Source organism: Ihubacter massiliensis (genome assembly GCF_024125305.1).
Lineage (GTDB): Bacteria > Bacillota > Clostridia > Peptostreptococcales > Anaerovoracaceae > Hominibacterium > Hominibacterium faecale.
On sequence record NZ_JAMXVH010000001.1, the window covers coordinates 2,662,114 to 2,673,955 of the forward strand.

The 11,842-nt window shown below is 50.1% G+C and carries 9 protein-coding genes; 3 read left to right on the plus strand and 6 right to left on the minus strand.

All coding sequences use genetic code 11. From position 1 onward, the window contains the following. Positions 1-21: 21 nt before the first annotated feature. The 3 genes from NIA71_RS12365 to NIA71_RS12375 all read right to left on the minus strand — a co-directional run bounded on the left by NIA71_RS12365 (position 22) and on the right by NIA71_RS12375 (position 2,738). A complete protein-coding gene (locus NIA71_RS12365) occupies positions 22-753 on the minus strand; it encodes a DNA alkylation repair protein (RefSeq protein ID WP_148397856.1) in 732 nt (243 codons plus the stop codon). A 9-nt stretch (positions 754-762) separates the two neighbouring features. Next, entirely contained in the window at positions 763-1,935 is a 1,173-nt protein-coding gene (locus NIA71_RS12370) for a DUF362 domain-containing protein (RefSeq protein WP_253020537.1), read from the minus strand. Between the two features lie 98 nt (positions 1,936-2,033). Next, positions 2,034-2,738: a SanA/YdcF family protein gene (locus tag NIA71_RS12375; RefSeq protein WP_253020538.1), complete on the minus strand. Its 705-nt coding sequence runs from the start codon at positions 2,736-2,738 to the stop codon at positions 2,034-2,036. 225 nt (positions 2,739-2,963) lie between these two features. Here NIA71_RS12375 and NIA71_RS12380 point away from each other — a divergent pair, with 225 nt between their 5' ends. Beyond that, on the plus strand, positions 2,964-4,034 hold the full coding sequence (locus tag NIA71_RS12380; protein WP_253020540.1) for a branched-chain amino acid aminotransferase: 1,071 nt from the start codon (positions 2,964-2,966) through the stop codon (positions 4,032-4,034). 79 nt (positions 4,035-4,113) lie between these two features. On the opposite strand, the gene ilvA is transcribed toward NIA71_RS12380, so the two are convergent. Then, positions 4,114-5,319: a threonine ammonia-lyase gene (ilvA, locus tag NIA71_RS12385; RefSeq protein ID WP_253020541.1), complete on the minus strand. Its 1,206-nt coding sequence runs from the start codon at positions 5,317-5,319 to the stop codon at positions 4,114-4,116. A 201-nt stretch (positions 5,320-5,520) separates the two neighbouring features. On the opposite strand from ilvA, the gene NIA71_RS12390 reads away from it, so the two are divergent. Both NIA71_RS12390 and NIA71_RS12395 read left to right on the plus strand, forming a co-directional pair. Beyond that, entirely contained in the window at positions 5,521-6,714 is a 1,194-nt protein-coding gene (locus NIA71_RS12390; protein WP_148397865.1) for an ATP-binding protein, read from the plus strand. 526 nt (positions 6,715-7,240) lie between these two features. After that, positions 7,241-8,962, plus strand: coding sequence for a hypothetical protein (locus NIA71_RS12395; protein ID WP_253020542.1), 1,722 nt, complete (start codon positions 7,241-7,243; stop codon positions 8,960-8,962). A 45-nt stretch (positions 8,963-9,007) separates the two neighbouring features. Here NIA71_RS12395 and NIA71_RS12400 read toward each other — a convergent pair whose 3' ends face one another. Together NIA71_RS12400 and hisD are read right to left on the minus strand one after the other, a co-directional pair. Continuing rightward, complete coding sequence (locus tag NIA71_RS12400; protein ID WP_253020543.1) at positions 9,008-10,495, minus strand: APC family permease; 1,488 nt, start codon at positions 10,493-10,495, stop codon at positions 9,008-9,010. A gap of 18 nt (positions 10,496-10,513) precedes the next feature. After that, a complete protein-coding gene (gene hisD, locus NIA71_RS12405) occupies positions 10,514-11,791 on the minus strand; it encodes a histidinol dehydrogenase (RefSeq protein WP_253020544.1) in 1,278 nt (425 codons plus the stop codon). Positions 11,792-11,842: the final 51 nt, after the last annotated feature.

Genomic DNA, 11,842 nt, shown 5'->3' on the forward strand with positions numbered 1-11,842 from the left:
AAAATAGCAGAAAGTGTTTTCTTACTTTCGTTTGAGCCCTTTGAGCCGCTCCTTATCCTCTTTGGAAACCCGGTAGGATTCTCGAATTTTCTGTATGGTTTTGTTGTGTGTAAAATCGTCCATCCGATTGTTTTTTATCAGCGCTTCCGTTTCCTGCGGAAAAGCGACATAGCACATGGACAGCGCCCAGGCGACGGCCATTTTCACATAATAGCCCTCGTGGTGAATCCCCGCCAGGATTTTTAATATAGAATCAATATGACTTACATCTATATAGTGATCCATAATCATGACCACGCCGAACCGGAGAAAATATTCCCGGTCGTCGGAAAGATAGCTCTGGAGAAACTCCCAGACCCTCCGGCGGTTTTCCTCTCTATCCGCGAATTTCAAATCACCGCAAAAGGTATCGCAGACAGCCCAGTTATCGATGCGGGGAACGAAACGGGCAATATACGCCAGCCGCGTTTCCCGTTCCATCTTGGCAGCCGCGATGATCATCCCCTGCAGCATGACCTCTTCGTAGAAGAGTTCCGTTCCGCCGATACCGCCGGGAGCCAGTTTGCAGTTTTCCAGCTCCTCCAGGTATCTCTCCCAGCCGCCTTTTACAATCTCTTTCGCCAGCTTTCGGAGGGCGGGAACGCGGACGCCCAGCGTCCGCTCCTTATTGATGCCTGGTATCAGTTTGCAGTTGAACGCCTTGTATTCTTCATCGGCCATTTGCCGCAGCTGTTTCAGTCTTTCTTCTCTCATTCTTTTCCCTTACAATTTCCAATTTCGGTCAGCGATCCTGGCCAGCCTGGTGGTCTTTACATCAATGGCCTTCTCCGGACACATTTCCTGACAGCAGTAGCATTTGATACATTTCCGATAGCGGTAGGCGGGTTTTCCCTTTTTCATATAGATTGCTTTTTCGTCCAGCGGGCAGGCCTGCACGCAGATGCCGCAGCCCACGCAGTTGGCCTTTTTTATGTAAGGCTTCCGGTCCAAAAGGGGCTGTAAAAATCCGATGCTTTTCAGCTGGCCGTGGAAACCCGGATCCCGCTCCACGTTAAAGTCCGGGTTTCCCCAGCGGGAAAAAGCTTCCTCCATGGATAAAACGCCCTCTTCTGTGATCAGCTCGATTTCTTCCATTTTGCAGGTGCCGATGCCGTACTCTTTCCCGTAGACATTGGTTGCTACCAGCTCCGGATTTAAGTTGACGAGACGGCAGAATACGCTGTCCAAGGCCACCGGATCGGCAGACGCCAGAATGACGTACATCGGCGTCGGATCGCCGGACTGGGGGCCGTTTCCCTCCATGGCCATGATCCCGTCCATAATATGAAGCCTGGGGCGAACTAATAAATTCAGGTCGCCGATCATTTTGCCGAAAGCGTCCGCATTGGGAAACCGCGCGTGGCTGGCGCCTTTGTTAAAGCCATAGACGCAGCCGAAGGTATTTTTCATGGCACCGGTAATCCGTTCCAGCTGGTGGGTTTTCATCTTACACAGGTTGATAATCGCATCTTTTTCCAAAACGCCTTTGCAGAGGACAAAGTGGTCAGCGGCGTGGCCCTGGGGAAAAGGCACCTGCTCCCCTTCCGAAAAGTTGGCGGCCTCGATCTGAAGCGCCTCCGCTTCCTGGCGAATTCCGCATCCTTCGGCGGTCTGTTCCACGCCGATCAGGTGGTTGCCCGGCGAATCCCCGTAATACAGATTTTGAAATCCCGCTTGTTTTAAAAGGCGGCCCACAGCCCCAAACACCCGGGGATGGGTGGTGCAGGCAGTTTCCGGTTCCGTCCTGGCAAGAAGGTTGGGCTTGAGGATAATGCTCTCATCCGGGCTCACGAATTCCTGCCAGCCGCCCAAAAGTTCTACGGCTGCTCCAACCGCATGGTCCACCAGCTCGCTTTTATATTTTCTGCAATCAACGATTGCCACTTTACTCTTCATCTGGCACCTCCCTCAGTTCTTCTATAGTATACCTTGCCAGACACGCCTGCGCAAGATTCAACGCCGCAAGACGCTGATCAATCGGCCCCAGCCAAATCCTAATCCTGACTTTTAATCCCGCTGCCGCTGATGGGAATGGCGTCCCCCAGATATGTAGGTTCCGGTCTTACCATCCATTTCACAAAATCCTTATCTCTGGCCGCGATCTCCCGCAAGTCACGCATTTTCTGTCCCCGGTAGGTCGTCTGATCCGCAGCCGCACCCCAGGCATCGATCCCCATTTTCTCACACCCGTATAAGGCCCTGTACTGGTGGTAGCCCTGGGTCACAACGATCATCTTTTCCACCTGGAACACCGCCTTTGCCCGATAGATGGAATCATAGGTAGAGAACCCGGCATGGTCGAGAAAAATGTCTTTCTTGGGCACACCCTGCTCCAGAGCATACTCTTTCATAACGTTGACTTCATCGTAGCGGACTTGTCCATGATCTCCCGACAACAAAAGTTTGGGAGCCGCTCCCGCCTTGTATAGTTTGATCCCCACATCCAGCCGGTCCTGCAGCATGTAGCTGGGGCTCCCGTCCTTGCGCACAAGGGCGCCCAGCACCAAAATGCAATCCGCATCCTTTTGCGCAAGCCGATCCAGATCTGTCTTGGATATGGTATTGGCTTTATCGGAAACCGTGCAGAGAACCTCTCCCTGGGCTGAGCTTACCACGTACTGGTTGATGCCCAGCAACGCCGCAGCCAAGATCACAACCAAAACTGCCAGCTGAAGCAGAACCTTTTTCCAAATTTTCATCTTCTTTTTTTCCATTTCATACACACTTTCTGTTACAATAGACATGTTAACGGCTATTGTTATTATAACAGGTCAGCAAATCGGATGAAAGCATGCGGCCCCTTTTGCATTTTTGTTATTTTTTCTAAATATTGTGGAGTTAAATTGTTGACAACACACAAATCAAGCGCTATGATAAAGCTGTTAACAAAGAGATACAGATAAATATAGAAGGAGAACGGTAAAATGAAATATGATTTTCCAGTAACAAAGACTACAAATCCTAAGGCGAAACCGGACCCGGATACCCTCAGGTTCGGCGTTGACTTTACAGACCACATGTTTATCATGGACTATGAAGAGGGCAAGGGCTGGCACGATGGCAGAATCGTCCCTTATGCACCTCTCTCTCTGGATCCTGCTGCTGTTGTTTTCCACTATGCGCAGGAAATGTTCGAAGGGCTGAAAGCGTACAAAACCAAAGAAGGAAAAGTACAGTTATTCCGTCCGGACATGAACGCCAAGAGAACCAACCGCACCAACGACAGGCTTTGTATTCCTCAGATCGATGAAACCTTGTATGTGGAAGCGATCAAAGCTCTGGTACACGTGGATGCTGACTGGATACCGGAAAAAGAAGGCACGTCCCTTTACATCCGCCCGTTCATTATTGCCGACGAGCCGTTCCTCGGCGTAAGACGCTCCAATCATTATAAATTTATCATCATCCTCAGCCCGGTAGGTCCTTACTATGTGGGCGGGCTGACGCCGACAAAGATTTACGTGGAAGATAAATATGTCCGCGCCACCGACGGCGGTACCGGTGAAGCCAAGTGCGGAGGCAACTATGCAGCCAGCCTGAAAGCGCAGGAAGAAGCCCACGCAAAGGGGTATGAACAGATTTTGTGGCTGGACGGCGTAGAACGGAAATACGTGGAAGAGATCGGAACATCCAATGCTTTTTTCGTAATCGATAATGAAGTCATCACCGCGCCTTTGGATGGCACCATCCTGCCGGGTATTACCAGAGACTCGGTTATCGCTCTGCTGAAAAAAGAAGGAATCCAGATTACAGAAAGAAGACTTTCCATCGATGAAGTGGCCCAGGCTTATAAAGACGGTAAATTCCAGGAGATGTTCGCTTCCGGAACTGCGGCTGTCATCTCACCGGTGGGTGAGCTCTGCTATAAGGGCGAAAAAATGATCATCAACAATGGCCAGATCGGCGCTATCGCGCAGAAGCTTTACGACACCCTGTACGGCATTCAGACTGGAGCTGTCGTTGATACCATGGGCTGGACAGTAGAAGTAAAATAAGCGTTTTTCAAAGAAGAATCAAACAGCCGGAAAGCGGGAGCAGCGCAAGACTTTCTCCTTCCGGCTGTTTTTTAATGGTTTAAACTCGTTCGTTGACCAGCTGGAATCCTTCTTCTTCTAACTGACGCTTGATCAATTCTGCCTGTGCGCTGTCTCTGGTTTCCATAACCACCTTCAAGAAGCAGCTGTTGATCGCCATATTGGGATCGCCGTTATCGTGATGTACCGCAACCACATTGCCGCCGCAGCGGCTGATCACCGTGCTTACGCCCACCAGCTGGCCCGGTTTATCCATCAGTGCGATGGTCAGGGTGTTTCTCCTGCCGCTCATGATCAAACCTCGGGTAATGACCCGATTGAGAATGTTTACATCAATATTTCCCCCGCTGACCACACAGACAATCTTCTTCTTTTTCAGCGGGATTTTATCGAACATCACCGCTGCCACCGATACGGCGCCGGCACCCTCGGCTACCAGCTTCTGTTTTTCCATCAATGTCAAAATGGCTGTGGCAATTTCGTCCTCAGTAACCGTAATCATTTCATCCACATATTTGTTTACCAGCTCGTAAGTCTCATTGCCCGGCACTTTGACTGCGATTCCGTCGGCAAAGGTGTCCACCGTTTCCAAAGTCTTCTTTTCATGGGCCTTGACAGATTCGTACATGCTGGGTGCACCCGCCGCCTGGACGCCATAGATCTTGCATTCCGGCTTGAGCTGCTTGATCGCATAGGCCACGCCGCTGATCAGCCCGCCGCCGCCCACCGGCACCACGACCGCGTCCACATCATCCAGCTGATCCAGAATCTCCAGCCCGATGGTCCCCTGGCCGGCGATCACATCCACGTCATCAAAAGGATGGATAAAGGTGTAACCCTTTTCTTTCTGCAGCTCGATGGCCTTGTTGTAAGCGTCGTCATATGTATCGCTGACCAGGTACACTTCCGCGCCAAAGCTCTTGGTGGCCTCCACTTTGCTGATGGGCGCGCCGTCCGGCATGCAGATCAGGGAAGGGATCTGGTTCTTTTTCGCCGCCATAGCCACTCCTTGGGCGTGATTGCCCGCGCTGCAGGCAATGATTCCTTTGGCTTTTTCCTCGTCGCTGAGTCGGCTGATTTTATAATAAGCGCCCCGCACTTTAAAGCTGCCTGTCATCTGCAGGTTTTCGGTTTTCAGATAAATTTGATTTTTGGCGCTGAGTGCTGGAGCTAAGATTAAATCGGTCTTTCTCACAGCATCTTTCAAGGTAAATGCGGCATGATAAATTTTGTCAAGCGTTAGCATGATCTGCCCTCCTTTTTTCAATAACGGGCCTTGTCTTGTCGGCCCTCGCTTCGCTTCGTCTCCTGTTCCTTTCGGAGACCTGCTTCGGGTCATGTATCTATTGTAATCCTTTTATTGGGATTTGCAAGGGCTTTCGATTTGCATTCCCATCATTTTTTCATTATAATAAGAGCAAATCATTTAAGAACCGAGGAACGTTACATGAAGAAAAAACTTGCCGAATTAAATTTGAAATTAAACTCACTGGTGATCTTTCGCGATCTGCTCACAGATCCGGTGATCGCCAATTTTCAAATAATGGCCGATGCCATTGAAGAGAAGGAGTCGAGAAAGCAGGTCGAAGCTTACTGCCAGTTCACTTCTTGTCTTTATCAGGCAAACGCCAATCTGAGCGTCTACATCAATAATGTGCTGCTGAATGACGATAATTTTTATGTCAAAGAAAAGGCCTGCGGAAGCCTGGTCTCTCAGGCTGTGGAGGCCTGCTTGTTTTCTGAACTGGATATCCTGCAGGAGCTGTCCCAAATCACTTCTCAGTCCATCCGGGATCTGATCAATTACAAAGGCTTCCTCCCTGACTGGGAAACAACGATCTTTGATTTTCGCTACGATTATCAAGAGCGCATCCACAAGCTTCCATATACGGGCTACGGCATCTATTCCAAGTATTCGGTCTTTCGCCTGAAAAGCGACAGAATCGTTCCGGTAAAGCATCCCGATGGGCAGAAGCTGGAAGAATTATTCGGGTATGAACGGGAACAGGCTTTGATTATTAAAAACACCCAGGCGCTTCTGTCCGGGGAAGGTGCCAGCAATATGCTCCTGTACGGCGATGCTGGCACCGGAAAAAGTTCAACCATCAAAGCAGTCTGCAATCATTACGCCGACCAAGGGCTGCGCCTCTTGGAAGTAAAGAAAAATGAAATTTACCGGATCCCTTACGTGATCGAAGAGCTTTCCAATAATCCGCTGAAATTCGTAGTATTCATCGATGATCTGAGCTTTACCAGCAATGACGACAATTTTTCCGCCTTGAAAGCGATCCTGGAAGGCAGCGTCTCAGCCTGCGGAAAAAACATTGCCATTTACGCTACCAGCAACCGCCGCCACCTGGTCAAAGAAACCATGGGCGACCGGGCCGGCGATGAGCTTCATATCAACGATACGCTTCAGGAGACCATGAGTCTGGCGGCCCGCTTCGGCCTCACCATCACTTACCAGCGGCCGGATAAAGAAGAATACCTGAACATCGTGGAAAACCTGGCCAAAGATTATGGGGTCGATATGCCTAAAGACGAGCTTTTCCGCAAAGCTGAGGCTCACGCTCTCCGCTGCAACGGCAGAAGTCCGCGGGTAGCCAAGCAGTTCATTGAACTTGTGAAGATTGGAATTTAATATACTGGCCTGTGATATAGGGGCTGTCACGTCAACGAAAGATGTTGCTGCGGCAGCCCCTCACAATTCCCCCAGAACACAAATTTTCGTTAATCCTATTCGAAACTGGCCTTTTGGCAGTCAATGTCCATATAAAATGTCGTAATATCGGGCATTCTCCCACATCAGGTCAACTGTTATGTGTCGCTAACCACATATAAATCTCTCATACGCATCAACACACCGCAAATCAATCTCTCCACTCAGCCTCACTTGCTGCGAAACTAGCAAAATCTCCTGTTTTTATATGGACTTTACATCCACAATAGGCCATTTCGAATAGAAACCAGCAAAAAAAGTTTTTTACCTGTTTGGCCGGCCTGCGCGAAGCCTAATGCAGCCACCCTTTTTTGGGAGTAAAAATTTCCGGCTTTTCAGAAGTTTACCGCAATCCGGATAATAACACCTTTCTTTCTCACAGTTTCCACCAGAATATCACATTGTTCCGTTAAAATAGTCTTATCATCAACGAAACAAGGAGGTCACGATGGGGAAATTAAAGATAGCCATTGCAGTTTTTTCTGCCATTCTCCTGCTGACGGCAATGACGGCCTGCACCAGCAAAGATGATGAAGTCTATGGAAAAATAACGAAGATTAATGATACAAAAATAACCGTAGAAACGGGAGCATATGAAGAGCCTCCCAAATTGGAAAAGAACAGCTCCACCCAATCTGAAACCGGCTCCCAGACCGATAGCACATCCAAGGCTGACAATAAAGCGGCGGACAGCAATGAGCCCCCACAAATATCCGATGGCGGACAGCCATCAGACAGCAGCGGTCAAGACCGTTCAAACGGAAGATTTCCTGAGGGTATAAACGGCTTCACTGCTGATGGTGGGTCAGCCACTTATATTCTTTCAGATAATATCGATATCACCGGTTTGGAAGAAGGAATCCTTGTCAAATTGACACTTGATGACGATACGGTAACAGCAATCGAAATCATCCACCAGCCAGGCAATGCTCCGGGCGGCAGCGCCGGTTCAGAGACTGGCGCTACAAAAACCAGCGCTACTTTCACAGTAAGCGGCGGAAAGCAGACATCCGCCAACAAGGATTATGAATCAGAAGAAGCAAATGTCAGTGCTGTCCTGGTAGAGAATAAAGGCAGCCTTGCGATCAGCGGCGGTTCTCTCATAAAGTCGGGAGACACCACCGATGATACCGAAAGTAATTTTTACGGACTGAACGCAATTCTATCTGCATCAGGAGGCAGTAAAATAACGTTGGACGGGACGACGCTCACATCCAGTTCCGACGGATCAAACGCCATCTTTGCCACCGGAAAAGGTTCCAAAATCGTTGCAAAAAACTTCTCCATATACACGACAGGAGACTCGGCTCGTGGTTTGGATGCCACTTATAAAGGTACAATTATCGCAACAGGAGGCGATATCTCCACCAAAGGTTCGCACTGCGCGCCCATTGCCACCGACCGGGGCGAAGGTACTATTCAGGTCAGCGATACGTCTGTCAGCGCTGAAGGAGACGGAAGCCCCTGTATTTATTCAACGGGAATTATCACAGCCGCAAATGTTACCGGATATGCAACTGGCAGCCAAATCGCTGTGGTAGAAGGAAAGAATAGTATTTCTTTGGATCACTGCGTTTTGCAGGGTGCAGGTAAAAACGGCATTATGCTCTATCAGAGCACTTCCGGTGATGCGGCAGAAGGAGAAGCAAGTTTTAATGCCGCTGACTCAACGCTGACGACCACCTCTAAAGGCCCAATGTTTTATGTGACCAATACGGAGGCTTCGGCAACGCTTAAAAATACAAAGCTCTATTATAGCAGCGGCATTCTTATAAATGCAGCCGGAAACAAAACCAACAACTGGGGAAAGGCGGGAGAAAACGGAGGGAACTTTACCCTGACCGGAATCTCTCAGAATTTGGAAGGAAATGTGAAATGTGATCAAATCAGTACGGTCACTCTTAATTTAACTGAGAAATCAGCCTTTAAGGGAAGTATTAACGCTGGAAATTCCGCCAAGTCTGCGACCATTCACTTAGACAAGTCCAGTACCTGGACCATGACGGGCGACAGCTATGTATCAGCAATCACAAATAAGGATACCGCCTGCTCCAACATTAAATCCAATGGCTTTACGCTTTATTACGATAAGTCCAACGCAGCCAACAAGTGGCTGGATGGAAAAACGCTCTCTCTTTCAGGCGGCGGGAAGCTTACGCCGGCTGGCTGATCTATCCAAAAGGGGACTGTCACAAGACAGCCCCCCTTTTTTCATTTAACCCACAAACGGTATCACATAAATCAAAATCGCAATCACCACCACGATGGCCACGACGGTGCGCCAAATCTTGAACTCCTTATCCATCTTAGCTTTTTCCTCTGCCGGCGGCTCTTGATGGGCCACGATCTGGGCCTTTAAGTCCTCATCGCCCGATTTTCCGTACTTAGCCTGACAGATGAAGAAGATCACCAGACCCACCGCGCACCAGATGACGCCCGTCCAGAAAGCCTCCCGATCCAGCTGTGTCATCATGATGATATAAATGATAGCGCTGACCGGAACGCCCACCTGCCAGAGTGGAGCCTTATAGGGCCGCTCCAGATCGGGCTGGCGTTTTCTCAGCATCCCGCAGGCAATGATCCCGATCACATAGTAGAACAAATCGGCGAACAGGCTCAAGGACGCGATATAAATCATAGAATTGGTCGCAATCAGCAGCACCGTCAAAACGCCCAGGACCAGAATCGCCACGTAAGGCGTCTTATATTTGGGATGAACTTTGGCAAAGAACTTGGGCATCGCACCGTCACGGGCCATGGTGAACAGGTATCTGGGCGGTACGGAAATGCTGGAGTTGAGCGTTGAAAAATCGCCGCCAAAGGCAATGCCCGCAGCCAGCATAATCAGCGGAAATCCCAGAATTCCGGCAATGGTCATAGCTTCCGCATAAGGAGCCGAAGCATCGGCGATAGCCGGAAGCTGATCCGTAGGAACAATTCCCACCAGGAACCATTGGAAGAAAGCGTTTACGGCAAAGACGATAAACGGTGCCAAAAACAGCGCTCTTGGGATATTGATGTGGGGATATTTGATTTCTTCTCCCATAGCACAGCAGGTTTCAAACCCGGCAAAGCACCACCAAATTAAGGCTACCGATCCAATAAAACCGCCTGCGGAAAAATCCACATATTCCGGCAGCTGAACAAAATTGGACAGACCCACGTTGGGGATCATGATCAGGAACCAGATAATCGCCACGCCCCAGAAGAAAAACATAAATCCGTTTTGAAGCCTGCCTGTGATTTCCACGCCGCCCACACTGCAGACCATGAATACCACAACTGCAATGCAGGCAATGATGATATCGCTGGTGCCGCCGCCGGGTATCTCCAGGCCCAGTGCTCCCAAGAAGGTTTTGAAGTAAAAGCTGAAGGCAAGGGCTTCGCCGCTGGTAACCGCCACCAGAGAAATAATAAAGTTCCAGCCTGCCAGCATACCAAAAGGCTTTCCAATCCCCAGGGACGCATATTTGTATGTACCTCCCGCATAAGGCAGCGCAGCACCCATTTCCGCATACAGCAGCGCCGGATAGATGCTGATGAGCATTGCCACAAAAGTAGCGATAATCACCGCGGATCCCAGCATACCTACCACGTTGGCGCCGGTGGTAAACAGCCCCACGCCTACGACTGTACCTACGGTAATGGTAACAGCCTCTTTCATGCCAAAGGTTCGTTTGAGCATACGACTTTCATTTTCCATGTTTTCGTTCTCCTCTCTTTATTTTTCCTTCTCCATCCGGATTTCCGCAGCCCTGGCATGGCCGGTCAGCCCTTCGCCTCTCGCCAGGTTGGAAACCAGGGGAGCAATATCCAGCATCGCTTGTTTGGACATACTCTGATACGTGCACGTCTTCAGGAACGTGCCCACCCAAACGCCTCCTGTGTATCTGGCCGCTCCCAGGGTTGGCAGCGTATGGTTGGTGCCGGATGCATAGTCGCCGAACACTTCAGCCGTATTGCCGCCGATAAACAGGGACCCGTAATTGCGCAGCGCGGCCACGACCCCATCGATCTTTTCTTCTGCCACATTGACTTCCAAGTGCTCCGGCGCATAATCATTGGCGTAATTTACCGCTTCGGACAAATCATCGGCAATGAGAATTTCACCGTAATCATTCCATGAGCTTCTTGCGATTTCCTCCGTATCCAGCGCAGGCAGCTGACGGTTCACTGCCTGGAGAATGGCCTTTCCCAGATTCTCATCTGTGGTCACCACCAGTCCCTTGGCCGCCTTATCGTGCTCCGACTGGGCCAGCAGATCGGCTGCGATCACTTCCGGGTCCGCCGTCTGATCGGCGATGACTAGAACCTCGCTGGGGCCCGCCACAAAATCGATGCCCACTTTTCCGTAGCACTGCCGTTTGGCTTCTGTCACAAAATGATTGCCAGGCCCTACGATCATATTGACCGGCTTGATCTGATCCGTTCCATAGGAAAAAGCGGCAATGGCCTGCGCGCCGCCCAGCGCGTAAATTTCATTGATGCCGGCCACATCCATGGCAACCAGCGTCTTGGGATGAATCGTCGTTGTCCCTTTGATCACCGGGGAACAGGCGGTAATTCGTTCAACGCCCGCTACTCTGGCCGGAATCCCCAGCATCAGCGCTGTGGAGTAAAGGGGATAGCCGCCTCCAGGAACATAGCAGCAGCAGGACTGGACCGGAATTACCCGATGCCCCAGCTTGATCCCCGGCGAAGGGGAAAAATCTTTCAAACTTCCTACTGTTTCCTTCTGCGCGTTGGCAAAGGCCTCGATATTGGCAGCCGCCTTTTTGATATCCGACAGTTCTTCATCCGATACCTGCTGGTAAGCTTCCTCGATTTCCTGTTTGGAGATTCGCAGGGCCTGCCTATCGCACTGGTCAAACTGTTTATTATATTCCTGCAGAGCCGCGTCTCCATCTTTTATCACACGATCGATGATATCCCCCACTACCTGTCTGAGGGCCGTACGATCGGCTTCTGTTCTTTTTTTGGAGCTCTTTAATTCTTTCACGCTTTTCATCTCCTCTCATTTACTACTTTACTATAATACAGCATCGAGCCA

What these genes read in the sequence shown, in the direction of transcription:
- NIA71_RS12365 (WP_148397856.1), bottom strand. Translation starts at nt 753, where the DNA reads ATGAGAGAAGAAAGACTGAAACAGCTGCGGCAAATGGCCGATGAAGAA.
- NIA71_RS12370 (WP_253020537.1), bottom strand. Translation starts at nt 1,935, where the DNA reads ATGAAGAGTAAAGTGGCAATCGTTGATTGCAGAAAATATAAAAGCGAG.
- NIA71_RS12375 (WP_253020538.1), bottom strand. Translation starts at nt 2,738, where the DNA reads ATGAAAATTTGGAAAAAGGTTCTGCTTCAGCTGGCAGTTTTGGTTGTG.
- NIA71_RS12380 (WP_253020540.1), top strand. Translation starts at nt 2,964, where the DNA reads ATGAAATATGATTTTCCAGTAACAAAGACTACAAATCCTAAGGCGAAA.
- ilvA (WP_253020541.1), bottom strand. Translation starts at nt 5,319, where the DNA reads ATGCTAACGCTTGACAAAATTTATCATGCCGCATTTACCTTGAAAGAT.
- NIA71_RS12390 (WP_148397865.1), top strand. Translation starts at nt 5,521, where the DNA reads ATGAAGAAAAAACTTGCCGAATTAAATTTGAAATTAAACTCACTGGTG.
- NIA71_RS12395 (WP_253020542.1), top strand. Translation starts at nt 7,241, where the DNA reads ATGGGGAAATTAAAGATAGCCATTGCAGTTTTTTCTGCCATTCTCCTG.
- NIA71_RS12400 (WP_253020543.1), bottom strand. Translation starts at nt 10,495, where the DNA reads ATGGAAAATGAAAGTCGTATGCTCAAACGAACCTTTGGCATGAAAGAG.